The 26190-nt window shown below is 35.4% G+C and carries 25 protein-coding genes; 23 read left to right on the forward strand and 2 right to left on the reverse strand.

The features are described 5' to 3' along the window. Positions 1 to 2: 2 nt before the first annotated feature. From ymfI to glnA, 22 genes are all read left to right on the forward strand, one after another. Entirely contained in the window at positions 3 to 719 is a 717-nt protein-coding gene (gene ymfI / locus J2Z81_RS00930; RefSeq protein WP_029266586.1) for an elongation factor P 5-aminopentanone reductase, read from the forward strand. 81 nt (positions 720 to 800) lie between these two features. Further along, positions 801 to 1061 (forward strand): DUF3243 domain-containing protein, encoded by a 261-nt coding sequence (locus J2Z81_RS00935; protein ID WP_029266588.1) that lies wholly within the window; start codon positions 801 to 803, stop codon positions 1059 to 1061. 187 nt (positions 1062 to 1248) lie between these two features. After that, entirely contained in the window at positions 1249 to 2040 is a 792-nt protein-coding gene (locus J2Z81_RS00940; RefSeq protein WP_029266590.1) for a DUF3388 domain-containing protein, read from the forward strand. A gap of 17 nt (positions 2041 to 2057) precedes the next feature. Beyond that, positions 2058 to 2948, forward strand: coding sequence for a helix-turn-helix domain-containing protein (locus tag J2Z81_RS00945; protein WP_226370527.1), 891 nt, complete (start codon positions 2058 to 2060; stop codon positions 2946 to 2948). An 84-nt stretch (positions 2949 to 3032) separates the two neighbouring features. Then, positions 3033 to 3611 carry a CDP-diacylglycerol--glycerol-3-phosphate 3-phosphatidyltransferase gene (gene pgsA, locus J2Z81_RS00950; RefSeq protein WP_029271275.1) on the forward strand — a complete coding sequence of 193 codons (579 nt, stop codon included), beginning with the start codon at positions 3033 to 3035 and terminating at the stop codon, positions 3609 to 3611. Next, positions 3608 to 4855, forward strand: a complete 1248-nt coding sequence (locus tag J2Z81_RS00955) for a competence/damage-inducible protein A (protein ID WP_029271273.1) — start codon at positions 3608 to 3610, stop codon at positions 4853 to 4855. Before pgsA ends, J2Z81_RS00955 begins: the two co-directional genes overlap by 4 nt. A 176-nt stretch (positions 4856 to 5031) precedes the next feature. Continuing rightward, complete coding sequence (recA, locus tag J2Z81_RS00960) at positions 5032 to 6081, forward strand: recombinase RecA (RefSeq protein ID WP_226370528.1); 1050 nt, start codon at positions 5032 to 5034, stop codon at positions 6079 to 6081. A gap of 259 nt (positions 6082 to 6340) precedes the next feature. Next, positions 6341 to 7906 carry a ribonuclease Y gene (gene rny / locus J2Z81_RS00965; protein ID WP_029270426.1) on the forward strand — a complete coding sequence of 522 codons (1566 nt, stop codon included), beginning with the start codon at positions 6341 to 6343 and terminating at the stop codon, positions 7904 to 7906. 120 nt (positions 7907 to 8026) lie between these two features. Then, complete coding sequence (locus J2Z81_RS00970; RefSeq protein ID WP_029270424.1) at positions 8027 to 8824, forward strand: TIGR00282 family metallophosphoesterase; 798 nt, start codon at positions 8027 to 8029, stop codon at positions 8822 to 8824. A gap of 112 nt (positions 8825 to 8936) precedes the next feature. Next, positions 8937 to 9197 (forward strand): stage V sporulation protein S, encoded by a 261-nt coding sequence (locus J2Z81_RS00975; RefSeq protein WP_029270422.1) that lies wholly within the window; start codon positions 8937 to 8939, stop codon positions 9195 to 9197. Positions 9198 to 9425: 228 nt separating this feature from the next. Continuing rightward, positions 9426 to 11006 (forward strand): tRNA (N6-isopentenyl adenosine(37)-C2)-methylthiotransferase MiaB, encoded by a 1581-nt coding sequence (gene miaB, locus J2Z81_RS00980; RefSeq protein ID WP_029270420.1) that lies wholly within the window; start codon positions 9426 to 9428, stop codon positions 11004 to 11006. Then, positions 10999 to 11427, forward strand: a complete 429-nt coding sequence (locus tag J2Z81_RS00985; protein ID WP_029270418.1) for a RicAFT regulatory complex protein RicA family protein — start codon at positions 10999 to 11001, stop codon at positions 11425 to 11427. The genes miaB and J2Z81_RS00985 overlap by 8 nt, the downstream gene beginning before the upstream one ends. 199 nt (positions 11428 to 11626) lie before the next feature. Beyond that, on the forward strand, positions 11627 to 12193 hold the full coding sequence (cotE, locus tag J2Z81_RS00990) for an outer spore coat protein CotE (protein ID WP_029270416.1): 567 nt from the start codon (positions 11627 to 11629) through the stop codon (positions 12191 to 12193). A 134-nt stretch (positions 12194 to 12327) separates the two neighbouring features. Then, complete coding sequence (gene mutS, locus J2Z81_RS00995) at positions 12328 to 14904, forward strand: DNA mismatch repair protein MutS (protein ID WP_226370529.1); 2577 nt, start codon at positions 12328 to 12330, stop codon at positions 14902 to 14904. A 17-nt stretch (positions 14905 to 14921) separates the two neighbouring features. After that, entirely contained in the window at positions 14922 to 16787 is a 1866-nt protein-coding gene (gene mutL / locus J2Z81_RS01000) for a DNA mismatch repair endonuclease MutL (RefSeq protein ID WP_226370530.1), read from the forward strand. A 61-nt stretch (positions 16788 to 16848) separates the two neighbouring features. Further along, positions 16849 to 17298, forward strand: coding sequence for a Dps family protein (locus tag J2Z81_RS01005; protein ID WP_029270410.1), 450 nt, complete (start codon positions 16849 to 16851; stop codon positions 17296 to 17298). A gap of 23 nt (positions 17299 to 17321) precedes the next feature. After that, entirely contained in the window at positions 17322 to 18257 is a 936-nt protein-coding gene (gene miaA, locus J2Z81_RS01010) for a tRNA (adenosine(37)-N6)-dimethylallyltransferase MiaA (protein ID WP_226370531.1), read from the forward strand. Between the two features lie 68 nt (positions 18258 to 18325). Continuing rightward, the gene (hfq, locus tag J2Z81_RS01015; RefSeq protein ID WP_029270406.1) at positions 18326 to 18553 is read left to right on the forward strand and encodes an RNA chaperone Hfq; all 228 of its coding nucleotides are present in this window, start codon (positions 18326 to 18328) and stop codon (positions 18551 to 18553) included. A gap of 135 nt (positions 18554 to 18688) precedes the next feature. Beyond that, positions 18689 to 19609, forward strand: coding sequence for a stage V sporulation protein K (spoVK, locus tag J2Z81_RS01020; protein WP_029270404.1), 921 nt, complete (start codon positions 18689 to 18691; stop codon positions 19607 to 19609). Positions 19610 to 19715: 106 nt separating this feature from the next. Continuing rightward, a complete protein-coding gene (gene hflX / locus J2Z81_RS01025) occupies positions 19716 to 20954 on the forward strand; it encodes a GTPase HflX (RefSeq protein WP_226370532.1) in 1239 nt (412 codons plus the stop codon). A 5-nt stretch (positions 20955 to 20959) separates the two neighbouring features. Then, on the forward strand, positions 20960 to 22216 hold the full coding sequence (locus tag J2Z81_RS01030; protein WP_226370533.1) for a methionine gamma-lyase family protein: 1257 nt from the start codon (positions 20960 to 20962) through the stop codon (positions 22214 to 22216). Between the two features lie 26 nt (positions 22217 to 22242). After that, positions 22243 to 23580 (forward strand): type I glutamate--ammonia ligase, encoded by a 1338-nt coding sequence (glnA, locus tag J2Z81_RS01035; protein WP_029270398.1) that lies wholly within the window; start codon positions 22243 to 22245, stop codon positions 23578 to 23580. A 605-nt stretch (positions 23581 to 24185) separates the two neighbouring features. Here glnA and J2Z81_RS01040 read toward each other — a convergent pair. Together J2Z81_RS01040 and J2Z81_RS16135 are read right to left on the reverse strand one after the other, a co-directional pair. Further along, positions 24186 to 24458, reverse strand: a complete 273-nt coding sequence (locus J2Z81_RS01040; RefSeq protein ID WP_198020942.1) for a hypothetical protein — start codon at positions 24456 to 24458, stop codon at positions 24186 to 24188. 77 nt (positions 24459 to 24535) lie between these two features. Continuing rightward, positions 24536 to 24718, reverse strand: coding sequence for a hypothetical protein (locus J2Z81_RS16135; protein ID WP_390337565.1), 183 nt, complete (start codon positions 24716 to 24718; stop codon positions 24536 to 24538). Positions 24719 to 25023: 305 nt separating this feature from the next. Between J2Z81_RS16135 and J2Z81_RS01050 the strand changes: the two genes are divergently transcribed. Next, the gene (locus J2Z81_RS01050) at positions 25024 to 26043 is read left to right on the forward strand and encodes a DUF3231 family protein (protein ID WP_226370534.1); all 1020 of its coding nucleotides are present in this window, start codon (positions 25024 to 25026) and stop codon (positions 26041 to 26043) included. Positions 26044 to 26190 lie beyond the last annotated feature (147 nt).

Consider the following 26190-nt stretch of genomic DNA (forward strand, 5'->3'; position numbering starts at 1 on the left):
TTATGGGGAAAAATGTATTAATCATTGGAGCTAGTGGTGACATTGGAATAGCAATTGCTGACAGACTGGCAATGGACGGTTATCAATTATTGCTCCATTATAATAAAAACCGGGAAAAGATTGATGAGTTTATCAATAAACTTGATCATAATTGCGTTTTAACAACGATGCAAGCTGATCTCTTTAATAATGAAGAAATAAAGAACTTGTTAATTCAAATTGTTTATCCTGTTGACTATATTATTTTTGCAAGTGGTGCAGCTTTTTATGGGTTATTTCAAGATACATCGGAAAAAGCAATGGATGAAATGTTAACCTTGCATGTAAAGGCGCCTTGGATGATTGCACGGCATCTACTCCCAGCAATGATTCAAAAAAGAGCTGGAAAAATCATTTTAATCACATCTATCTGGGGTAGTGTTGGCGCGAGCTTTGAGGTTATTTATTCAGCGGTTAAGGGGGCGCAAAATAGTTTTGTTAAAGCATTGGCAAAAGAGGTTGCTCCATGTGGGATATCTGTAAATGCTGTTAGTCCGGGTTTTATTGATACAAAAATGAATCATAACTTATCAAAAGAAGAGAAAAAAATGGTTTTATCAGAAATCCCAATGAACCGTGCGGGAACGCCCAGTGAAATTGCACATACGATTAGCTTTTTATTAGATGAAAATGCTAATTATATCCAAGGAGAAATAATTGGTATGACTGGCGGATGGTAAACTTAAAAAACTCCTTCATCCTGTATAAATTGATTATAAATTCAAATACTATATGTGAAAAAAACTGAAGGAGGCAGATGGATGTCAGTCTTAGATAATTTTGAAACGTGGAAGGAATTTTTAGCTAATAAGCTCAATCAAGCGCAAGCACAAGGAATGAGTCAAGAAACAATTACGAATGTGGCTCATGAAGTAGGAGACTATCTTTCGCAAAGTGTTGAAGCTAAAAATGAGGAAGAAGCAGTTTTAAGAGAACTTTGGAATGCTGCTTCAGAAGATGAACAGCAAGCTCTTGCTAGTGCGATGGTGAAGCTCGTACAAAATGAAGGAAATTCACAATGATATAGGAAAAGAAGCCGGATAGCTATTACGGCTTCTTTTTCATTTTTAAAAATAAATGAAAAAAACTATCATTTAAAATCCATAATCCTTTTCACTAACTGAAAAATCATTTATTATATAATATAGATTGCTTTCATACAAATGATTGAGTATCATAAAATGAATGTATAAAATAAAGGAGTTAATTATGGAAAGAACAGAATGGTACCTTGAATATGAAATTCAATATAACCGTCCTGGTTTACTCGGGGATATCTCTTCTTTATTAGGAATGCTGTCTATAAATATTATTACCATAAATGGGGTAGAGCATTCAAAGCGGGTTATGTTGTTGCTCGCAAAACATGATGAACAAATCACCCGTTTAAAATCGGTCTTAGACATGATGGAAATTATTAAGGTGACAAAATTACGTAAGCCTAAACTGAGAGATAAATTAGCCGTTAGACATGGCAGATACATCCACAGGGATGCTGACGATCGTAAAACAGTACGTTTTGTTCGGGATGAATTAGGATTATTAGTCGATTTCATGGCTGAATTATATAAAAAAGAAGAGCATAAACTCATCGGATTACGCGGGATGCCTCGTGTGGGGAAAACAGAATCTGTTGTCGCAGCGAGTGTTTGTGCAAACAAGCGCTGGTTGTTTGTATCAAGTACCTTACTAAAACAAACAGTGAGAAGTCAGTTAATTGAAGGCGAATATGGCAATGACAATATTTATATTATCGATGGTATTGTCTCGAAAAGGCGTTCCAATGAGAAGCATTGGCAACTCATTCGGGAAATTATGCAACTTCCCGCTATCAAAGTAGTTGAGCATCCAGATATTTTTGTGCAGGCAACGGAGTATACGTTAGATGACTTTGATTATATAATTGAATTGCGCAGTCATGAGGATGAAGAAATTACATATGAACCGATTGAAAATAATCCATTCGGTCAAGGGAATAGCTTTTCTATGTTTGACTTTTAAAATGGATGGTGTTGGATATGGAAATAGGAACAAAATTAAAGGAAGCCAGAGAAGAAAAAGGGTTATCTTTAGAAAGTTTACAAGAAACAACAAAAATTCAAAAAAGATATTTAGAAGCTATAGAGAAAGGCGATTTACATATTTTGCCTGGGAAATTTTATGCTAGAGCTTTTATAAAAGAATATGCAAATGCAGTTGGTTTAAATCCGAGTGAATTACTGGAAGAACACAAAAGTGAAGTACCTTCAACAGAAGAAAATGAGATTGAATATACACGCTTGCAGCGGTCAAATCGAGAAAAACGTCGTGGAAGAAGCAACCTGTTTAATTTTTCTTTTATACCCACATTAATTGTTGTTTTACTTGTTATAGCAATTGTTTTTGCTGCGTGGGTTTTTTATCAAAAAACTACTGCAAATAGTAATCCTGACCCAGTACCGGAACAAAATGATGAAATTATTTACAGTGAAGATGCTGAAGGCGAAAGTAATGATAATCAAACAGATGTAGATGATGAAGATGAAGGAAACGATGACACAGAAGATAAAAAAAATGATTCCGAAAAACCTGAGTTTAGTGTGGTTGAAGAAGGAAGTGGAGGCTCTCCTGAATCTGAACTTGATTTAAATAACTTGAAGGACAATGTCAACATTAAGTTATCTTTAGATGGGGATACTTATATTCAAATTGATGGTGAAAGTGGCGAAAATTATTTAGAGGGCATGATTAATCCAGACGAGTCTCCAGAAGAAATAGATATTAGTGATGAAGAAAAAGTTTATTTTAATATTGGAAATGCACCTGCACTAACGATTGAAATAAATGGGACAGAGTTAGAATACCCAGTAGATCCGGAAGAATACGTACACCAAAAAATTTGGGTTAATTTAAACAAAAAAACTGAATAGAGTGCTGTATTATAAGGGTCTGACTTCCTTTTGAGGGGTCTGACCCTGTGCTATTAAGACAGCCCTTAATTAGGAGGAAAAGACATGAATATACCTAATAAGATTACATTATCACGCATATTTTTAATTCCGATTTTTATTTTACTGCTTAGCATCCCATTTGAATGGGGGCAATGGAATATTGGAAATGCCGACCTTCCGATATCCCATTTTGCATCTGGCCTGCTGTTTATCTTTGCATCTTCTACTGACTGGGTAGATGGTTATTATGCCCGCAAGTATAATCTTGTGACAAATTTAGGGAAATTTTTAGATCCGCTTGCAGATAAACTACTTGTTTCTGCTGCCTTAATTTTACTAGTTGAATTAGGATTAGCACCAGCTTGGGTTGTTATTATTATTATCAGTAGAGAATTTGCAGTGACAGGACTTCGGCTCGTGGCAGCAGGTGAAGGAATTGTGCTTGCAGCAAGTAAACTTGGAAAACTGAAAACTGTGACACAAATTGTTGCAATTGCAGCACTGTTACTTCATAATTTTCCCTTCTCTTATTTAGCATTTCCGTTTGATACAATTCTTTTATATATAGCTTTATTCTTTACAGTCTTATCAGGATATGATTATTTTGCTAAAAATTGGCATGTAATGAGGGATACAAAATGAGTAAACAATTAAAAACAGAAATTATCGCAGTGGGTACAGAATTATTGCTTGGGCAAATTGCAAATACAAATGCCCAGTGGTTATCTGAGCAATTATCATTATACGGTATTAACGTTTATTCTCACGCTGTAGTTGGCGACAATTTAATGCGTGTAGAAGAGATATTCAGCCAAGCTCACCAACGCTCAGACGTTATTATCGTAACGGGTGGACTAGGTCCGACGGAAGATGATATGACACGTGAAGCGTTTCAACGTATTAGTGAACTTGATATGGAAGAACACACGCCTTCAATGAAAAAAATCGAGAAGTTTTATGAAAAACAAGGTACTGAAATGACTCCTAATAACCGCAGGCAAGCACGTGTTTTTCAAGGAGCCCAAGTCCTTCAAAATAATGCAGGAATGGCTCCGGGAATGATTGTTTCGCATCAAAATAAATCATGGATTTTTTTACCTGGGGTTCCTCGAGAAATGAAACAAATGACAAAGGATCATGTAATACCCTATTTAAAAAAGTTGACCGGTGAAGAAATGATTATTAAATCGATGGTATTACGTTTTATAGGTATCGGTGAATCTAGGCTAGAGCATGAATTAAGTGATATTATCCAAGCACAGACAAATCCAACGATTGCTCCTTTGGCTCAAAATAATGGAGTGATTATTCGCCTTACTGCTAAAGAAAGATCAAAAGAGAAAGCAAATCTTTTATTGCAGCGAATCAAAGAGCAAATTCTTTCAAGAGTCGGTACTTATTTCTATGGCATCGATGAGGAAAGCATAGAATCGAAAGTTTTTTCTTTGCTAAAAGCTCAAAAAAAACGAATCGCAGCTGCAGAGAGTTTAACAGGAGGCATGTTTACAGAAAAGCTAATCTCAATAGAAGGTGCCTCACAAGTATGTCTTGGAGGAATTGTTTGCTATGATACCAATGTTAAAAAGAATTTACTTGGTGTTTCTTCCGAAACAATAAAAAGCAAAGGTACTGTTAGCGAGGAATGTGCAGTGGAAATGGCTCAAAATATATGTAAAAAATTAGATGCACATATTGGAATTAGTTTTACTGGGGTGGCTGGGCCTGAACCTGTTGAGGGTCACGATGCTGGAACTGTTTATATTGCTATTTGTACAGAAGACGGAGATCAAAGAGTGGAGAAGATGTCATTTCAAGGTGGTCGAAATACGATACGAAAAAGAGCAACCTTAAAGGGATTTGAATTAATATTTGAATTTCTAAAATAACAATTTTAAAGCGAGAAAAGTTTTAAAAATGAATTTTCAGGTAGAAAGATTCACATATATTTCATTTTTGATGGCCAAATGTTCTAAAAAAACAGGAACATTTATTCGTTTTATTCTTGGCAAATAGAAAAAAACAAGGTATCATAGTAGATAGTCAATTAAAGGAGGTAGTTTCGTTGAGTGATAGAAAACAAGCTTTAGATATGGCTTTGAAACAAATAGAGAAACAATTTGGCAAAGGGTCCATCATGAAATTAGGTGAACAAGCGGAAAAAAGAATTGCAACAATTCCAAGTGGATCCCTGGCATTAGATGTAGCACTTGGAATTGGTGGCTATCCCAGAGGACGTGTTGTTGAAATATATGGACCAGAATCATCTGGTAAAACGACAGTAGCACTGCATGCGATTGCAGAAGCGCAGCGACAAGGCGGTCAAGCAGCATTTATTGATGCTGAGCACGCTCTTGATCCAAATTATGCACGGGCACTAGGCGTTAATATTGAAGAACTATTGTTATCGCAGCCTGATACGGGTGAACAGGCATTAGAAATTGCTGAAGCCCTTGTACGAAGTGGTGCAGTCGATATTATTGTTGTTGATTCAGTTGCTGCATTAGTTCCTAAAGCAGAGATTGAAGGAGAGATGGGAGATTCACATGTAGGTTTGCAAGCACGTCTGATGTCTCAAGCTCTAAGGAAACTATCTGGTGTCATTAATAAATCGAAAACAATGGCTGTTTTCATCAACCAAATCAGAGAAAAAGTAGGAGTTATGTTTGGGAATCCTGAGACAACTCCAGGTGGGCGTGCGCTTAAATTTTACTCTTCTGTTCGATTAGAAGTCCGACGTGCAGAAACTCTGAAGCAAGGAAACGATATGGTAGGGAATAAAGCGAGAATAAAAGTAGTTAAAAATAAGGTGGCACCACCATTTAAGCAAGCAGAAGTGGATATTATGTATGGAGAGGGTATTTCAAAGGAAGGAGAAATACTCGATATGGCTTCTGGATTAGACATCATTAAAAAAAGCGGCTCCTGGTATTCTTATAATGAGGAGAGGCTTGGACAAGGTCGCGAAAATGCAAAACAATTTTTAAAAGAAAATGAAGATATGATGGCAGAAATTCATGATGCAATTCGTCAACATTACAATCTGGATGAAACAAAAGAAGATGAATCTGCTGAAAAAACCGAAAAACCAGAGCAGGAAAGTTTAGACTTTTAAAGGAAAAATAGAGTGATGTACTTTGGAAAACCTTTGCTACTCATGTTTCATCAGCAGAGGTTTTTTGCTGTATAATATGAAAAAGTATTTTCATTGAATGAGAACTTGTGACGTTTCCTTGACATTGGGTTTATGGACAATTAAAATTAATATGTATAATTTTATATTTCCTATTATACATTTACTATTTTTTTCATTTGAATATGGTACATGCCGACAATAATGAAGTGAAAATTTTATAGCAATAGGAGGTGAAATCATGGACAATCCTTTAATCATCTCCATTTTGCTTGCCTTAATCCTAATCGTCGGTATTGTTGTTGGTTATCTGATTCGTAAATCTATTGCAGAAGCTAAGATTTCCAGTGCAGAAACTTTAGCAAAACAAATAACTGAAGAAGCACGTCGAAATGCAGATGCCGCTAAAAAAGAGGCACTTCTTGAAGCGAAGGATGAAAATCATCAACTTCGTCAGCAGTCAGAAGAAGAATTACGTGAACGACGACTAGAAATACAAAAGCAAGAAAATCGTCTGATGCAAAAAGAAGAAAGTCTAGATAGAAAAAGTGAAATGCTTGATAAGCGTGAATTAATGTTAGAAGAAAAGGAGCAATCACTAGCAGAAAAACAACAACAAATTGAAGAAATGGAAAGCAAAGTGGAAGCTATGTTACAGAAGCAGCAAACTGAGCTTGAACGCATTTCAGGATATACAGCTGACCAAGCAAAACAGGTTATTTTAGATAAGATTGAAAAAGAAGTTTCACATGATGCCGCTCTAATGATTAAAGAAGCGGAAAATCATGCCAAGGAAGAAGCTGATAAAAAGGCAAAAAATATTCTTTCATTAGCCTTACAACGCTGTGCTGCAGATCACGTAGCTGAAACAACTGTATCTGTTGTGAATCTTCCCAATGATGAGATGAAAGGTCGTATTATTGGTCGTGAAGGTCGTAATATAAGGACGTTGGAGACGTTAACAGGTATTGATTTAATCATTGACGATACACCGGAAGCGGTGATTTTGTCCGGTTTTGATCCAATACGTAGAGAGACAGCACGTATTGCACTTGAAAAACTCGTCCAAGATGGCAGAATTCATCCAGCAAGAATCGAAGAAATGGTGGATAAAGCTAGACGTGAAGTTGATGAGTATATACGTGAAGTTGGTGAGGAAACGACGTTCGAAATTGGAATACATGGTCTACATCCAGATATGATTAAAATTCTTGGCCGTCTAAAATATCGTACAAGCTATGGTCAAAATGTGTTAAAGCATTCTACAGAGGTCGCCTACCTTGCTGGTTTGCTTGCTGCTGAACTAGGCGAAGATGAAAAATTAGCAAGAAGAGCTGGTTTACTTCATGATATTGGTAAAGCAATTGATCACGAAGTAGAAGGTAGCCACGTAGAAATAGGTAAAGAGTTAGCAATAAAATATAAAGAACCGGAAGTGGTAATTAATTCAATTGCTTCCCACCATGGTGATGAAGAGGCTACTTCTATTATTTCTGTTTTAGTTGCTGCAGCTGATGCATTATCTGCTGCTAGACCTGGAGCAAGAAGTGAGACGCTGGAAAACTACATTAAACGTTTAGAAAAACTTGAGGAAATTTCAGAATCTTTCTCAGGAGTCGAAAAATCATTTGCTATTCAGGCTGGAAGAGAAATCAGAATTATTGTAAAGCCTGATGAAATCGATGATATTGAATCTGTTCGTGTTGCTAGAGACATTCGAAAACGGATCGAGAACGAGCTCAACTACCCAGGTCATATAAAGATAACAGTCATTCGAGAAACTAGATCAGTTGAATATGCAAAATAAAGATTTAATTTTCTTAAAAAGCGGTCATTGTACCGCTTTTTATTTTTAAGGCAGGATTTTGACAATGTAAATTCCTTATGAAACACTATGAGTAATCAATGAAATAGGGTGATTAACAAAATGAAAATTTTATTTATTGGAGATGTAGTAGGTTCTCCGGGCAGAGATATGGTGCATGATTACTTACCGAAATTAAAGGAAAAGTACCGTCCAAACATTACCATTATTAATGGAGAGAATGCCGCTGCAGGAAAAGGTATTACAGAAAAAATATATAAAGAATTTCTTGAACATGGTGCCCAAGTAGTGACATTGGGAAATCATACATGGGCAAAAAAAGAAATCTTTGAGTTTATAGAAGATGCAAAGTACATGGTTCGCCCAGCTAATTTTCCACAAGATACTCCTGGTAAGGGGAGCGTTTTTATTAATGTAAACGGAACGGAAGTGGCAGTTATTAATATACAAGGCCGCAGTTTTCTCGACCCATTGGACGATCCCTTCCGTAAAGCTGATGAAATCATCAAGGAAGCAAGAAAGCGAACAAATATCATTTTTCTCGATTTTCATGCTGAAGCAACAAGTGAAAAACAAGCAATGGGAATGTATGTTGATGGGCGTATAAGTGCAATGGTTGGAACACATACACATGTGCAAACTGCAGATGAGCGTATTTTGCCAAAAGGTACAGGCTATATAACAGATGTTGGAATGACCGGACCTTATGATGCAATATTAGGTGTTGAAAAAGAAGCAGTAATGAAGCGGTTTTTGACTAGTTTACCCGTGCGTTTTGAAGTCGATAAAAAGGGAAGAGCCCAATTAAATGGTTGTTTAGTTACTATTGATAAAAATACTGGGAATACCAAAAAAATAGAACGCATATTAATTAACGACGATCATCCTTTTTTTAGTTGATGTTTACTATTTGAATTTTTAGAATTATTGATGCATAATTAGGTAATAAGCCATCATCTCCAAGAATATAGTAGCAGTAGAACTACATTAGCAAATGAAGGAGGAACTAGTAATGGACATATTAAAAGTTTCAGCAAAATCAAATCCTAATTCAGTCGCAGGTGCACTTGCAAATGTTCTACGTGAGCGTGGATCAGCAGAAATCCAAGCAATTGGAGCGGGTGCAATAAACCAATCTGTTAAAGCGGTAGCTATTGCGAGAGGGTTCGTAGCACCTAGTGGAGTTGATTTAATTTGTATTCCAGCTTTTACCGATATTATGATTGATAATGATGAACGTACTGCAATTAAATTAATTGTAGAACCTAGGTAAGTCAATCTAAATGAGGCTATCTCAAAAAAAGAGTCGTTTCCCGCAACAGAAGGAATCGGTCTCTTTAGAGATAGCCTCATTTTAATTTTGGTTTATGACAAATTTAGTACCTTTATTTAGGCTGTGTAAGTCATGTATTGTTAAATTGTTGGATAAGCTTTATACTGTATTAATGTATATTGAATTGAAGGTGAATGTAAGTTTTAGATAAAGAAAGGAGTTTCATGTATGAATGAGCAACAGCGAAAAGAAATGTCGCAAATCATTCAAGGAGATGCCGCGGACAGAAAATCCGGTCAGGACAAACCATTAAAAGAAAAAACGAGTGAAGATTTCGCGAAATATTTCGAAACAACCTATGAACCGCCGAATCTTAATAAGGCACGCAAACGTGGACGTGATGAAATAAATGTTCATTATAATTTTCAAATTCCAGAAGATATAAAAAACATCGGTAACGGGAAAAAATTTCTTATCCGTACCTATGGCTGCCAAATGAATGAACATGATACGGAAGTGATGGCAGGAATCTTAACCGAAATGGGATATGAGTCAACATCAGACACAAAGGAAGCCGACATTATCTTATTAAATACTTGTGCAATAAGAGAGAATGCTGAAAATAAGGTATTTGGTGAAATAGGCCATTTAAAACCGCTTAAACTGGAAAAACCAGACCTAATTTTAGGTGTATGTGGTTGTATGTCACAAGAAGAATCGGTAGTTAATCGGATTATGCAAAAACATCAGCATGTCGATTTAATATTTGGTACACATAACATTCATAGACTACCGCAGTTAATTAAGGAATCAATGTTTAGTAAAGAAGCGAATGTTGTTGAAGTGTGGTCTAAAGAAGGAGATATTATTGAAAACCTTCCGAAAGTGCGCCACGGTAAGATAAAAGCATGGGTGAATATTATGTATGGATGTGATAAATTCTGTACGTATTGTATTGTTCCTATGACGCGCGGAAAAGAGCGGAGCCGCAGGCCAAAAGATATAATTCAAGAAGTACGTCATCTAGCTGCACAAGGGTATAAAGAAATTACGTTACTCGGTCAAAATGTGAATGCTTATGGAAAAGATTTTGGGGATATTACGTATGGTCTGGGTGACCTTATGAATGATATTCATAAAATAGATATTCCAAGGGTTCGTTTTACAACCTCACATCCAAGAGATTTTGATGATCGTTTAATTGAAGTGCTTGCTCAAGGTGGTAATTTACTTGATCATATTCACCTACCTGTTCAATCTGGCAGCAGTGAAGTGCTTAAACGCATGAATCGCAAGTATACAAGGGAATCTTATCTAGAATTGGTGTCAAAAATACGTAAAGCAATGCCCAATGCAACACTTACAACAGATATTATTGTTGGTTTTCCGAATGAAACAGAAGAGCAATTTGAAGAAACATTGTCTCTTGTTGAAGAGGTCGGTTTTGAGTCGGCATATACATTTATATATTCACCTCGTGAAGGGACACCTGCAGCTCGCAAAAAAGATGATGTTCCAATGGAAGTGAAAAAGCAACGTCTATACCGTTTAAACGATCTTGTAAACAAACAGTCAGCAGAGGCGATGAAAGCCTATAAAGATAAAGTAGTAAAAGTGCTAGTGGAAGGGGAAAGCAAAAATAACCCAGATGTACTTGCTGGCTATACGGAAAGAAATAAACTGGTAAACTTCAAAGGCCCTAAGTCATCAATAGGTCAAATTGTTGATGTGAAAATAACGGAAGCCAAAACATGGTCTTTAGATGGTATTATGGTAGAAAATACAGTAGAGGTGAATCACAATGGCTGAATATACAAGGAAAGAAATTTTAGACGAAGCTAAAAAGCTAGCAAATATGCTCGCAAACACGGAAGAAATTGACCGTTTTAAACAAGTGGAAGCGAAGATTAACGAAAACAAAAAAGTTCAAAGTCTTATTAAAAAAATAAAAGCATTACAAAAACAAGCAGTTAACTTTCAAGCATATGAAAAAACAGAAGCATTAAAAAGAGTAGAGACAGAACTTGATCGTCTCCAGGCTGAAATTGATGCAATCCCAGTAGTACAAGAATTTAAGGAAACACAATTAGTGGTGAACGATGTATTACAACTTGTTACAGGTACAATTGCAAGGGAAGTAACGAACGAAGTAATTGAATCTACAGGTGGAGACATTCTTGCGGGTGAAACAGGATCCAAGAAACAAAATAGTTCGGCTTGTGGTCAGTGATTTCTCCATTTAAATAGATATAAATTGAAAAGCCGAGTCGGGAAAGGAACTTCTGACTTGGTTTTTCTTTTGTTTGAAGCCGAAAACCAGTATTAATATTAAAAAGTATACCTTCTTTCTGTTTTCATGGAATCATTTATGCACTTTAGGTATTTGTCTTGCATAAAATGACTATGACAAAAGAGGAGGTAAGCATAATATGAGTTTCCACGATAAAGAATATAGAGAAGTCATTACGAAAGCGGTAATTGGAAAGGGAAAAAAGTTTACAAAAGCAACCCATTCCATTTCGCCATCACATCAACCGTCAAGTATACTTGGTTGCTGGGTAATTAATCATTTGTATAATGCTAAGAAAAAATCAGAGGACACAGTAGAAATTAATGGAAGTTATGACATAAATATTTGGTATTCGTACAATGATAATACAAAAACGGAAGTAGTTACGGAAAGAATTACCTATTGCGATTATGTGCCGTTATCAGTAAAGGATGATAATTGCCTAAATGATGATTATGAAGTAATTGCGAAGGTTGTACAACAGCCAAATTGTTTAGAGTGTAAAATTGCTAAAAAAGGGCATAAGATTGAGGTAGAAGTTGAACGGGAATTCCTTGTGCAAGTGATTGGCGAGACAAAAATTTGGGTTAAAGTGGATCCGCATGGATATCATCGGAAGTACGAGGATGATGAGTGGGATTACGAATTAACAGAAGATGAACTTGATGATGTTAATCCGCATTTTATTGGCGGGAGAAGAGACTAAGAAAATTACGAGGGAACTTTCTCTCGTAATTTTTTTGGTTTTTATAAAGCTCTATGTTGCCTCATTTAAGTCGCTTCCTTTTTTCTTTTTATGTTATAATCGACAATATATTCGTTTTATGGAGGACTTTAAGCATGTCAAAACATACACCAATGATGGAACAGTATTTAAAAATAAAATCAGAACATAAAGATGCCTTTTTATTCTTTCGTCTGGGCGATTTTTATGAAATGTTTTATGATGATGCAATTATTGCTGCAAGGGAATTGGAGATAACGCTTACAAAACGGGATTCAGGTCAAAAAGAACCAATTCCTATGTGTGGTGTACCATATCACGCTGCTACAACTTACATAAAATCATTAGTAGAAAAAGGATATAAAATTGCAATTTGTGAACAAGTAGAAGATCCAAAGACAGCCAAGGGTGTAGTGAAAAGGGAAGTTGTCCAGCTTATAACACCGGGAACTGTAATGGAATCAAACATGCTTAACGAACGTGAAAACAATTATATTGCCAGTCTATCCCATTTTCAGGACGGAACCTATGTTATCGCTTATAATGATTTATCAACAGGTGAAAACAGACTAGCTGTTGTAAATAATGGATGGGACGGTGTCATTCATGAGTTATTTAACCAGCCAATAAGAGAAATTGTCATATCTTCTGATCTTAAAGAAGAAGCACAAAGGCAATTGAAAGATAAGCTTAACGTAACATTGTCCTATCAAGATGATGTGAAATTTAACGGTGAATTTCGAAACTTATGCGGTAATCTTAATAATGATGAACGCTTATTGGAAGCATTTAGCCGATTATTAAATTACATAAAAGAAACTCAAAAACGTTCACTGGACCATTTACAAGAAGCTGAAATCATTCATTTAAATGACTACTTAGCCCTTGATATGTATTCCAAGCGCAATCTTGAACTGACAGAAACGATTATTAAAAAAGGAAAACATGGCAGTTTATTATGGGTTCTTGATCAATCAGTGACAGCAATGGGCTCAAGAATGCTTAAAAAGTGGCTGGAACGCCCATTATTAAACAAAAAAGCAATTGAGAACAGACTTGAAATCGTCGAGGGTTTTTATCAAAGCTTTATGGAAAGGGATACTTTACGAGAAACATTAAAATCCGTTTACGATTTAGAACGGCTTACTGGAAGAATTGCTTTTGGAAATGTGAATGCACGTGATCTTATTCAGTTAAAACAGTCATTATCCAAAATTCCTGAGTTAAAATCTATTTTAAATCAATTTGGACGGGAACAAATAGTAGATTTAAACAATAAACTAGTCTTACCTGAAAATGTACTTATATTATTAGAATCAAGTTTAGTAAATGATCCGCCAGTATCTATTAAAGAAGGTTCGATCATTAAGGATGGATATAACGAAAAGCTGGATCAATATAGAGATGCAAGTAAGAATGGAAAGCAATGGATCGCAGCATTAGAAAAAAAGGAAAAAGAAGAAACAAAAATTAAATCGCTAAAAATAGGCTTTAACCGTGTGTTTGGATACTATATCGAAGTTACTAAAGCAAATTTGCATTTATTACCGGAAGGAAGGTATGAACGCAAGCAAACATTAACAAACGCTGAGCGATACATTACCCCTGAATTAAAAGAGAAGGAACAGCTTATATTGGAGGCTGAGGAAAAAAGTGTAGAACTAGAGTATCAGATATTTTTAAACATACGTGAGCAAATGAAAGAACATATAGCTGATATACAACAATTAGCAGAGGTTGTCAGTGAAATTGATGTTCTACAGGCTTTCGCCACAGTAAGTGAAGCGAATAACTATAAGCGTCCTCAATTTGTAGAGAAGAACTTAGTCATTACAAACGGAAGACACCCAGTTGTCGAACAGGTAATGAAAGATGGATCCTTTGTTCCGAATGATGTTTCTTTAGATCAAGATAAAAATATTTTATTAATAACCGGACCGAATATGTCTGGAAAAAGTACTTACATGCGACAGGTGGCATTAATCGCTATTATGGGACAAATAGGGTGTTTTGTGCCGTGTGATAAGGCTGATTTAATTATTTTTGATCAGATTTTCACCCGTATTGGAGCTGCTGATGATTTAGTTTCCGGACAAAGTACGTTTATGGTGGAAATGCTTGAAGCGAATCATGCTATTGCTAATGCTACCGATAAAAGCCTTATTTTATTGGATGAAATTGGCCGTGGAACAAGCACGTACGATGGGATGGCTTTAGCACAAGCAATTGTAGAGTATATTCATGATTATATTCACGCTAAAACACTCTTTTCTACCCATTATCATGAATTAACGTCTTTAGAAGAATCGTTAAAAAAATTAAAAAACATCCATGTCCGAGCCGAAGAATATGAGGACAATGTGGTCTTCTTGCACCAAATAAAAGAAGGTGCTGCGGATAAAAGCTATGGTATTCATGTAGCAAAATTAGCAGATTTACCAAATGATTTAATATACAGGGCGAATGAAATTCTTGAGCATCTGGAAAACAATACTCAATCATCATCAAATACGGATGAAATTGAATCGGCACAATTAGCTTTTTTTGTTGAGGAGCAAAGTATTGATAAAGAGAAAAGGCCAAAGAATGAAAAATTGATCAGTGATTTAAGGCATTTAAATTTGTTAGAAATGACCCCATTAGAAGCATTGAATGAACTGTATCGCTTGCAAAAAGAAGCTACCAAGACGTAAATGAAAGGATTTTTTGAATGAACATATTCCAACTGCCGGATTCACTTGCTAATAAAATTGCGGCTGGAGAAGTAGTGGAGAGACCAGCTTCCGTTGTGAAAGAATTGGTTGAAAATAGTATTGACGCGGATAGCACCTGGATTAAAATAGAAATTGTAGAAGCAGGATTGCAACAAATAAAGGTAATTGATAATGGAGAAGGTATGTCAGAAGAGGACTGTGAAACGGCTTTTCTAAGACATGCAACGAGTAAGATTAAGAATGATGCAGATCTTTTTCATGTCAGGACATTAGGCTTTCGAGGAGAAGCATTAGCAAGTATTTCTTCTGTCAGCAAGCTAACGATAAAGACTTCCCAAGGCGATGCAGCTGGAACGCTCCTAAAATTAGAAGGCGGCAAAGTAAAAGAGAAACAAAAAAGTGATGCTCGTAAAGGTACAGAGATTTCAGTAGAAGATTTATTTTACAACACTCCAGCAAGATTAAAATATATGAAAACCATTCACACGGAGTTAGGCCATATTACCGATTTGATCAATCGATTAGCACTATCACATCCACAAATACGTTTTGAAGTTATCCATAATGATAAAACATTATTTAAAACAGCTGGTACAGGAGATTTATTACATGTAGTGGCTCAAGTATATGGAATGGAAACAGCCAAAAAAATGTTGCCGATTGAAAGTGAATCACTCGATTTTTCAATTAAAGGATATATAGCGAAGCCGGAAGTAACGAGAGCATCTAAATCTTATATATCAACAATCATTAATGGACGTTATATTAAAAGTTACGTATTAAATCAAGCGATCATTCGAGCATATCATACGTTGCTTCCAATTGGCCGTTTTCCGATTGTTGTAATAGCTATTCAAATGGATCCTATCTTAGTAGATGTCAATGTGCATCCAACAAAACTTGAAGTTCGTTTTAGTAAGGAAAAGGAACTCTTTTCGATCATTGAAGAGACCATTAAGAGTAAATTTCGAGAAACTACATTAATTCCAGAAATAACAAAGCAAGAGAAGCCAAAGAATGAATCTTTTCAGCACACATTTCAGTTTGATCACTCACCAACGAGGAAGGATAACTGGAAGCACGAAGAAAGAATGAATACGGGGTCTGTCCTCCAAAATGAGAATATAAATGAAAAACAACCGGAAATATATGTTGAACCGTCTATCGATAAACCGGATGAAACATTTATTGAACAGCCAACTGAGACGTTTGATGAACCACGATCAATACCGCAGCAAGAAATAAATCAGCCTATAAATCAATCTGTTAAGGTTCGTGATCGTATTCCTCCTATGTATCCAATAGGTCAATTACAGGGAACTTACCTATTAGCACAAAATGAAAATGGTTTATATATGATTGACCAACATGCTGCCCAAGAGCGCATTAAATATGAATATTATAAAGAAAAGCTAGGAAATGCAATGAAAGAGTCACAAGAATTATTAATACCACTGACATTTGATTTTTCAAAACAGGAATCGATTTTTATTGATCGATATAAAAAGGACCTAGAGGAAGTTGGTTTATTTTTTGAGGAATTTGGTAACCAAACCTATATCATACGTTCTCATCCTACGTGGTTTCCGTCCGGTTTTGAAGAGGATATTATTCGGGAAATGGTTGAGCAAATTATGCAAAATGAAAAAATTAATATAGAATTAATAAGAGATGATGCAGCTGCATTAATGGCCTGTAAACGTTCCATTAAAGCAAATCATCACTTGAACAAGGATGATATGTTTCGCTTACTAGAAGATTTACGTCAAACGACAGACCCATTTACTTGCCCGCATGGGAGACCAATCATTGTTCACTTTTCTTCCTATGAGCTTGAAAAAATGTTTAAACGTGTAATGTAATTATGTATAAATCCATCAAGCTTTGCAGAAACTATGAAAAAAGGCGAGGTGTGTTATTCATATGGAAAACCAAAAACTTGTAAATTTTTTAAATCAATTACTGTCAAATCAATTTGTAATGTATGTAAAGCTGCATCGTTATCATTGGTTTGTACAAGGTAGGCATTTTTTTCAGTTACATGAGAAATTTGAAGAAATGTACAATGAATTTGCTTCTGACCTAGATGAAGTAGCAGAACGTATTTTAATGATCGATGGCAAGCCATTAGCAACGATGGTGAAATACTTAAAAGAAGCAACATTAGAAGAGGCAAATGCAGACGACAAAGAGAATGAGATGATAAGCAAATTAAAAGAAGATTATAAACAAATCATCAGAGAAGTACGTGATGAAGGGATGCCCCTTGCAGAAGAACAAAATGATGAACCTACGCTTGATTTGCTTATTTCCATTCAAGCCAAACTGGAGAAATATGTTTGGATGTTAACAGCATACCAGGCATATGAATAAAGAATGTAATTAGGGGAATACGAATGAAGCAAACTGTAATTGCAATTGTTGGTCCAACAGCGATAGGAAAAACAAAGCTAAGTATAGAAGTTGCCAAAAAATTTAATGGCGAAATTATTAGTGGGGATTCCATGCAAGTGTATAAAAACATGGATATAGGTACAGCCAAAGTTACCAAAGAGGAAATGCAGGGAATATCCCATTATATGATTGATACAAAGGAGCCAAGTGAAGCGTATTCCGTGGCAGACTTTCAAAGAGATGTACAAGCATCGATTAAGAAAATTGCATCTCATCAAAAAATACCTATTATTGTGGGTGGCAGTGGCCTATACATTCAAGCAGCACTCTACAATTATAACTTTTCTAATCATAAAAGAGATCAACAAATAACAGAACAGTTAGAGAAATATGTGAATAAGGAAGGAATTAATCCATTATTTGAACGCCTAAAGGAAATTGATCCCGAACAGGCAGCAAAAATTCATCCAAATAATCATCGTCGTGTCATTCGCGCACTAGAAATCTATGAAACAACCGGTACAACAATGACAGCTTATCAACAAAATCAAAATTCAGAATCACCTTATAAGGTCCTATTTATTGGGTTAGAAATGGATCGTTCTCTTTTATATAATCGCATAAATAAACGAATTGATCTTATGATGGAGAAGGGTTTATTAAAGGAAGTAAAAAGTTTATATGAGCAAGGACTTGAAAATTGCCAGTCCATGAAGGCAATAGGTTATAAGGAATTCTTGCCTTACTTTAAGGGAGAACAGGATCTTGACAGAGCGATTGAATTATTAAAACGGAATTCAAGGAGATATGCAAAAAGACAATATACTTGGTTTAAAAATAAAATGGACATTCATTGGTATACCATTGCGCCTTGTTCAATCGATGAAAGTTTTCAAACAATTTTAAAAGATCTTGCAGGATTATTAAAAGAAAAGTAGAAATTATATATACGGAATATTAACCGTGCATTCCTGCGCACGTATAGACAGAAAAGAGGAGGAATACGATGGCTCAGTCTGTAAATATTCAGGACCATTATTTAAATCAAATAAGAAAGAACCACATTCCAGTTACCATCTTTTTAACAAATGGATTTCAATTACGGGGCGTATTGAAGGCCTTTGATAATTTCACTATTTTATTAGAAACAGATGGCAAACAGCAGTTGATTTATAAGCATGCTATTTCAACATTTGCACCAATTAAAAATGTAACTCTGGATAAAGAAGAATAACGATGGCGGACACTTTTATCGGTGTCCGTTTTTCTTATAGTTAGAGGACACGTACTTTTAGGAAAAATAATACTTAGGCGTTTGTCACAACTTCTTACATATAACGTATAATAAAAATGACTAAGGGGTGATGGATTGAATACACAATTGGTTCGTAATAAAAATGGGCAGATCAATATTATTCTCCAGGATCATAAAGATGTTCAATCAGAATGTAGTACCAATTCCTATTATGTTGAAAACAATCCATTTGATCATATAGACCAAGATTTTTCATCATTTGTAGGGATGGAAAAATTAAAAAGAACAATAAAAGAAATATATGCAACGGTAGTTATTAATGACAAACGAAGGCAAATGGGGTTAACCTGTTCAAAGCAGGTGCTTCATATGCTTTTTAAAGGAAATCCAGGTACGGGTAAAACAACGGTTGCACGGAAATTAGCGAAAATGTATTTTGATATGAATATTTTATCAAAAGGTCATTTTATTGAAGCGGAAAGAGCAGATCTAGTTGGAGAATATATTGGTCAAACCGCGCAGAAAACAAGATCTATTATACAAAAAGCGATGGGTGGTATTTTATTTATTGATGAAGCATACTCGCTTGCCCGTGGCGGTGAGAAGGATTTTGGCAAGGAAGCAATCGATACACTCGTAAAACATATGGAAGATAATCATAATGATTTTGTTTTAATCCTTGCAGGATATCCTAATGAAATGGAACGATTTTTATTATTAAACCCAGGTTTGAAATCAAGATTTCCTTTTATATTGGATTTTAAAAATTATGATGTTAGCCAGTTATTAAAAATTGCAAAGCAAATGGTTACTGAAAGGGAGTACCAATTATCGAAAGAAGCTGAATGGAAGTTACGGGCACAGCTAGTGAAGCAAATACAAGAAAATCAGCGTAATTTTTCCAATGCGAGATATGTTCGTAATGTCATAGAGCATGCTATTCGTATGCATGCGGTAAGGTTAATATCCAAAAACAAAATCTCTGCTGATGAGCTAGTAAGGTTACACGAAGTCGATTTTCATTTTGAGGAATAATTGTTTGACTGTTGTTTTTGTAGTTAAATACCTTTTTTGCTATGATGAAAATAGCCACAATAGGGGAATACTGTGTATAGGCAAGTATAGAAAGAGGTATTAAAATATGGCAGATGAAAAAATATTGATCATAGCAGTGAAACAACCAAATCAAAAAGAAAAGCGATTTGAATCCTCCTTAGAAGAATTAATTTCGTTAAGTAAAACGGCAGGTGGAACGGTTGAAAAAATTATGAAACAAAATCGCAACCGCATCCACCCTGCTACTTATATTGGAGAAGGAAAAGTTAATGAGATCAAACAATATATCGATATGTTAGAAATTGATTTAGTAATATCAAATGATGAACTTTCAGCAGGACAATTAAGAAATTTAGGCAATAAATTGGGAATTCCCATTATTGATCGCAGCCAGTTAATTTTAGATATTTTTGCACAACGAGCTAAAACAAAAGAAGGGAAGCTTCAGGTAGAACTAGCACAGTTAGAATATTTATTACCTAGGCTCCATGGGCAGGGGCTGGCTATGTCTCGTCTTGGAGGAGGGATAGGGACTAGAGGGCCTGGTGAAACAAAACTAGAAACAGATCAACGTCATATAAGAAAAAGGATACATGATATAAAAAGGCGTTTAAAACTTGTCGTCCGTCAACGAGAGCAATATCGCAAACGAAGAAAAACAAATGATGCGTTTCAAATTGCTATTGTAGGTTATACAAATGCTGGAAAATCTACATTATTTAATCGGTTAACCAATAGTCATTCCTTAGAGGAAAATCAGCTGTTTGCAACATTAGATCCACTAACAAGAGAAATTCAATTACCAGCTGGATTTCATACACTGATTACTGATACAGTAGGCTTTTTACAAGACTTGCCGACAACTTTAATCGCATCGTTCAAGTCTACATTAGAGGAAGTTTCGGAAGCGGACTTTATATTACATATTGTTGATAGCTCTCATCCTGAATTGGATCAGCATCAACAAACAGTAATAGAATTGTTGGAAGACCTTCATGCTAATACCATTCCAAGACTAACTGTTTATAATAAAAAGGATTTGCTTGATAAGGATGTAATACCGATAAATCATCCTTATCTATTTATTAGTACATATGACCGAGAAGATATCCATCATTTATTGTTGAAAATAGAATCAATGTTAAAAGCAGAATGGGATCGTTATATGATAAACTTAAACCCTGATGAGGGAAAAATGCTTCATCGATTGGAATATGAAACCATTATTACGAATAAAACATTTGATGATAAAAAAAATAAATACGTCATACAAGGATATATGCAACAAGAACATCCGTTGCAAAGTTTAATAAAGGAGCATTAATTGAAATGATTGAGCAACTAGTAAAGCAGGCAGAAGTAGATTGTGAGCGGGAATACCAACATATCAATAAAATTGTGGAAGCAAATCAACGTAGCGTCCTAGAAGCCTTTAAAAACAATCGAATCAGCGAAGGTCATTTGAGTTCGACAAGTGGTTATGGCTATGATGATATGGGACGAGATGGCTTGGAAGCCGTCTATGCGGAAGTGTTTGGAGGTGAAGCTGCACTTGTTAGACCGCAAATAGTCTCGGGAACACATGCGATTTCTACTGCATTATTTGGATTACTAAGACCAGGGGATGAACTCGTTTATATTACTGGTAAACCTTATGATACGTTAGAAGAGGTAATTGGTAAACGTGGGAATAGTGCAGGGTCGTTAAAGGATTATCAAATCCATTATAATGAAGTAGATCTTAATCCGGATGGAAGCATCGATTATCTGAGAATAAAAGAAGCAATTTCATCCAAGACAAAAGTGATAGGGATACAACGTTCAAAAGGGTATGATGACAGACCTTCATTTACAATTCAAGAAATGGAGGAAATGATCACCTTTATTAAAGAAATAAGTCAAGATTTAATCGTCTTTGTTGACAATTGCTACGGTGAATTTGTGGAGGAAAAGGAACCTTCACATATTGGAGCAGATATTATTGCAGGTTCGTTAATAAAAAATCCAGGTGGAGGAATCGTCCGTGCTGGGGGATACATTGTTGGCAGGGAAGAACTAGTTGATTATTGTGCAAACCGGTTAACAGCACCAGGTTTAGGCAAAGAAACAGGAGCTACTTTAAATATGCTGCAGGAAATGTATCAAGGCTTCTTTTTAGCTCCGCATATTGTAGGTGAAGCATTAAAAGGAGCAGTCTTCACAGCTCGATTATTGGAATTGGTTGGTTTTACAACAACACCACATTATCAAGCGGAGCGTACGGATCTAATTCAGTCTGTAACGTTTAACGACCGCGATCAAATGATTGCCTTTTGTCAAGCAATTCAAGAAAATTCGCCTGTTGACTCATTTGTTATGCCGTATCCGAGTGAAATGCCCGGCTATGATGATGAAGTAATTATGGCAGCAGGAACATTCATTCAAGGTGCAAGTATAGAATTGACAGCAGATGGACCGATTAAACCGCCTTATATGGCGTTTGTACAAGGGGGATTAACCTACGCACATGTGAAGATAGCCTTAACTGAATCTGTAAAAAAGCTGATTGATAAAGGTTTTTTAAAACGTAAACAGGGTATATACTAAATAGTTGGATTATTAGGAGGAAAACAATGGGTTCGAGATTGACAAAAGAAGATATTATGAAACAAATCGAAGAAGAAAATGTACGATTTATACGCTTGCAATTTACGGATATGCTTGGCACCATCAAAAATGTTGAAATACCTCTTGGACAGTTGGATAAAGCATTAGAGAATAAAATGATGTTTGATGGATCCTCTATAGAAGGCTTTGTGCGCATCGAAGAATCAGATATGTATTTACATCCGGATTTAGATTCATTTGTTGTATTCCCATGGACTTCTGATAAGGGAAAAGTAGCACGGTTTATTTGTGATATTTATAATACAGACGGAACTCCTTTTGAAGGGTGCCCGCGTTATAATTTAAAACGAAATCTTAAAAAAATGGAGGAGGCAGGTTTTACTGCGTTTAACATAGGTACGGAACCAGAGTTTTTCTTATTTAAACTTGATGAAAAAGGAGATCCTTCGTTAGAACTAAATGATCGTGGTGGTTATTTTGACTTAGCCCCAACGGATATGGGAGAAAATTGCCGACGTGATATTGTTCTTGAATTAGAAGAAATGGGATTTGAAATCGAAGCTTCACATCATGAAGGCGCTCCCGGACAGCATGAGATTGATTTTAAATTTTCAGATGCCATTAGGCATTGCGACGATATACAAACATTCAAGCTTGTAGTAAAAACAATTGCCAGAAAGCATGGGCTCCATGCTACATTCATGCCTAAACCTCTGTTTGGAGTACAAGGATCAGGGATGCATGTAAATATGTCTTTATTTCAGAGTGACCAAAATATTTTTTTCGATCAAGACGGAGATATGCAACTCAGTGAAAAAGCTTATCAATTTACAGCAGGATTAATAAGACATGCAGCAAACTATACAGCTGTCACAAATCCTACTGTAAATTCATATAAGCGACTTGTCCCAGGATATGAAGCACCTAGTTATATCGCTTGGTCTGCACATAACCGCAGTCCTCTTGTTCGTATCCCTTTCTCAAGAGGGATAAGTACTAGAGTAGAATTAAGAAGTGTTGATCCGACAGCGAATCCTTATATGGCTGTAGCCGTCCTACTCGGTGCTGGGTTGGATGGAATTAATCATAAACTAACACCGCCAGAATCTGTGGATTGCAATATTTATGATATGAATGAAGCGGAGCGCGAAGCAAATGGTGTTAAACATTTACCGACTACCTTAATGGACGCTTTAAAGGAATTAAAGAAAGATGAGGTAATTCGGAGTGCTTTAGGTGATCATCTCTACAAAAATTTTCTTGCCACAAAAAAAATAGAGTGGGATATGTTCCGCACTACTGTACACCCATGGGAGAGGGAGCAGTATTTAACAAGCTATTAAGATTGATATATTGATGGGATAATTCTGTGGAAAAGGAATTAATTTATAAATGTATAGATGAGCAAAAGTATTGGGCTCTGTATGTTTTATCTGCTTCATAATACGAAAGTCTCTCTAAATTACGTTAACACATTTTAAGTTGTTTCTGAATGTTCTATACAATTTTAACAAGTGGCTATGTTTATTAAAAAAGTCATTTTCACAAGGAAGGAGATTATAAATGCGAAAAAATGTTTTTACAATGAAATTAGGCTAGGCGATACAGAAGAGAACGACATAGTTTCTAATAATAGAAATTACCATGATATTTATGAAGATAAAAAGATGTTGAATTTTTTGAAAAGTAAATAATTACAAAGAAAAACCCTTTTCTTTTTACAGGCAAGGGTTTTCTTCGTTCCATCTCATATACCAGTGAATGTATTAATGGAGGGATATATTGCGAGAAAAATACAACGTTCAATTTACTTGTGAAATTAACTAAAAAATAGCATTGCAAAAGAGGCTGAGCAAATGAGCGCTAGCGCTACTTCTGCACCGGTGTCCAAACTAGATATGGATGCCGCAGCGATCGCTAATAAAATTAAGATAGGAGAAATAACAAGTTATATTGCAAACAGTGTGCCTTTACATGTATTTTCTGTTTGACTGTCCATTTCAAGAGCCTCATCTAAAGCTTTTGTAAATCGGTCTTCTACCATTGCATTGATGACAGGATTGATTTGTTTAATATGATCGATATAAGCGGATACCCGCTTTTTGATGCATTCAACTGGCAAAATATAGTGATCTGTTGTATTTATTACAATACTCGTGACTTTAAGTGGCAGCCCGTTTATCATTAAGCAGTATGTTTTATATCCATTGATGACTTCCATTAACACCAGGAAGCCATTTACCAGCACAAGGTTAACGCAGGTGTTAAAATTGGCGCAAGTAAAGTTGACGACAGCAGTTACTGAACAGAAAGAGCTGTATTTTCCTTTGCTAAAAATGCCATGACATTAGATACCGTATCCCCTGGACAACAACCAATCAGTATAACTCCAATAGCTACTTTGATGGTAATTAAAAAAGTATAGCTAGTCTGAAAGTGAACAGCGGTGTAATTGTAAATTTCATATGTTGCAATGCTCACTTTGCGAGTCGAAAAAGACGAGATAAAGCAGATATTAAATGGGATTATTGAGGTTGTTTAGTTTGAAATTTAAATGATGAAGTCTGTTTTGTAAAATTAAAGGAAGCTGTCCCAAATATAAAAGGAACCGTGAAATATAGTACATCATAATGTGTTAAATTCACGGTTTTTTGAAGTTAAAAGCTACGAAAAATATATTGAAAAAGATTGCCTGATACATGTTAGGTACATTCACAATATATACATAAAATTTGTTTTTTAATTAATAATAAGTCTATCCTTATATTTTTATAGGAGGGTTTATAATGCATGATCGGAAGGTTCGTTTAACATCTGGAGAAATAGCTTCACTATGGACTGCATATATGAATAACAGTATGTCGAAATACATTTTAAAATTTATGCTTAAATATATTGAAGATCAGGACATAAAACCAATCATTCAAAAAACGTATAATAATGCAAGTAAAAGTATGGAGGATTTAGCGTCTATTTTTGAAAATGAGCAGTATGCTATTCCAAATGGATTTACAGAAAAAGATGTAAACATGAATGCTTCGTGGCTCTTTTCAGATACATTTTGTTTAACTTATGTCAATCATATGGCAAAAGTAGGGATGATCGCTTATAGTGGTTTTATTTCCATGAGCAACCGCGAAGATATTTGCGACTTTTTTTCAATCGGGTTAACCGAAACGAATAATACCTATAATGAATCACTTAAACTTGCCCTTTATAAAGGAATTAGCGCTAGGCATCCATTTATTGAAACTCCGAAGCATACAGATTATGTAGATAGCAAAAAATATTTAAGTGGTTTAAATCCATTTAGTGATAAACGGCCTGTCAATGCGGTAGAAATTTCACATTTATATATGAACATATTAACAAATGCAGTAGGTGCAAAATTATGCTTGGCTTTTGCTCAAACTTCTACAAACAAAGATGTGCAAGATTACATGCTCCGTGGAAAAGAGATTTCACAAAAACATATGAAAATTTTTGTAGATACGCTTATGAAAGATAACGTTGATGTTCCTCAAGTACCGAATGTAACAATCAGTAATTCAACAACCCCAACGTTTTCCGATAAGTTAATAATGTTTCATATGAATTTAATCATTTCTTCAGGAACTGGTAATTATTCTACCGCTGCTTCAGCGAGTCAACGAAGTGATTTAATGGTCAATTATGAACGGCTATCATTTGAAGTGATGCGACTAGCTAAAAGTGGAGCTGATATTATGATAAAGTATAGCTGGCTGGAACAGCCTCCAGGAATTAAGGATCGTGAAAAATTAGCTAAAAATAAAGAGAAAAATTAAGTCAATTCGATCAAAAGAGTAAGTCATAAACCGGTCTCAGGATAAGAAATAAATTTTACTTGACAACGCTTTCATGATCGGTTAATATAAAAAGTAAGTTAATATTTAAACAATGTGTTGAGATAAGAGACCTACATTGCAGTGTTG

The organism is Virgibacillus alimentarius (assembly GCF_017874635.1).
In the GTDB taxonomy this organism is placed as follows: Bacteria; Bacillota; Bacilli; order Bacillales; family Amphibacillaceae; genus Virgibacillus_B; species Virgibacillus_B alimentarius.

Coding starts and splice junctions, on each gene's coding strand:
- ymfI (WP_029266586.1), top strand. CDS start 3: ATGGGGAAAAATGTATTAATCATTGGAGCTAGTGGTGACATTGGAATA.
- J2Z81_RS01005 (WP_029270410.1), top strand. CDS start 16,849: ATGGAAAACCAAAAACTTGTAAATTTTTTAAATCAATTACTGTCAAAT.
- hfq (WP_029270406.1), top strand. CDS start 18,326: ATGGCTCAGTCTGTAAATATTCAGGACCATTATTTAAATCAAATAAGA.
- miaA (WP_226370531.1), top strand. CDS start 17,322: ATGAAGCAAACTGTAATTGCAATTGTTGGTCCAACAGCGATAGGAAAA.
- cotE (WP_029270416.1), top strand. CDS start 11,627: ATGAGTTTCCACGATAAAGAATATAGAGAAGTCATTACGAAAGCGGTA.
- hflX (WP_226370532.1), top strand. CDS start 19,716: ATGGCAGATGAAAAAATATTGATCATAGCAGTGAAACAACCAAATCAA.
- J2Z81_RS01030 (WP_226370533.1), top strand. CDS start 20,960: ATGATTGAGCAACTAGTAAAGCAGGCAGAAGTAGATTGTGAGCGGGAA.
- mutS (WP_226370529.1), top strand. CDS start 12,328: ATGTCAAAACATACACCAATGATGGAACAGTATTTAAAAATAAAATCA.
- mutL (WP_226370530.1), top strand. CDS start 14,922: ATGAACATATTCCAACTGCCGGATTCACTTGCTAATAAAATTGCGGCT.
- J2Z81_RS00955 (WP_029271273.1), top strand. CDS start 3,608: ATGAGTAAACAATTAAAAACAGAAATTATCGCAGTGGGTACAGAATTA.
- J2Z81_RS00970 (WP_029270424.1), top strand. CDS start 8,027: ATGAAAATTTTATTTATTGGAGATGTAGTAGGTTCTCCGGGCAGAGAT.
- J2Z81_RS00935 (WP_029266588.1), top strand. CDS start 801: ATGTCAGTCTTAGATAATTTTGAAACGTGGAAGGAATTTTTAGCTAAT.
- J2Z81_RS00985 (WP_029270418.1), top strand. CDS start 10,999: ATGGCTGAATATACAAGGAAAGAAATTTTAGACGAAGCTAAAAAGCTA.
- J2Z81_RS01040 (WP_198020942.1), bottom strand. CDS start 24,458: ATGGAAGTCATCAATGGATATAAAACATACTGCTTAATGATAAACGGG.
- glnA (WP_029270398.1), top strand. CDS start 22,243: ATGGGTTCGAGATTGACAAAAGAAGATATTATGAAACAAATCGAAGAA.
- J2Z81_RS00945 (WP_226370527.1), top strand. CDS start 2,058: ATGGAAATAGGAACAAAATTAAAGGAAGCCAGAGAAGAAAAAGGGTTA.
- J2Z81_RS01050 (WP_226370534.1), top strand. CDS start 25,024: ATGCATGATCGGAAGGTTCGTTTAACATCTGGAGAAATAGCTTCACTA.
- rny (WP_029270426.1), top strand. CDS start 6,341: ATGGACAATCCTTTAATCATCTCCATTTTGCTTGCCTTAATCCTAATC.
- miaB (WP_029270420.1), top strand. CDS start 9,426: ATGAATGAGCAACAGCGAAAAGAAATGTCGCAAATCATTCAAGGAGAT.
- pgsA (WP_029271275.1), top strand. CDS start 3,033: ATGAATATACCTAATAAGATTACATTATCACGCATATTTTTAATTCCG.
- J2Z81_RS00940 (WP_029266590.1), top strand. CDS start 1,249: ATGGAAAGAACAGAATGGTACCTTGAATATGAAATTCAATATAACCGT.
- J2Z81_RS00975 (WP_029270422.1), top strand. CDS start 8,937: ATGGACATATTAAAAGTTTCAGCAAAATCAAATCCTAATTCAGTCGCA.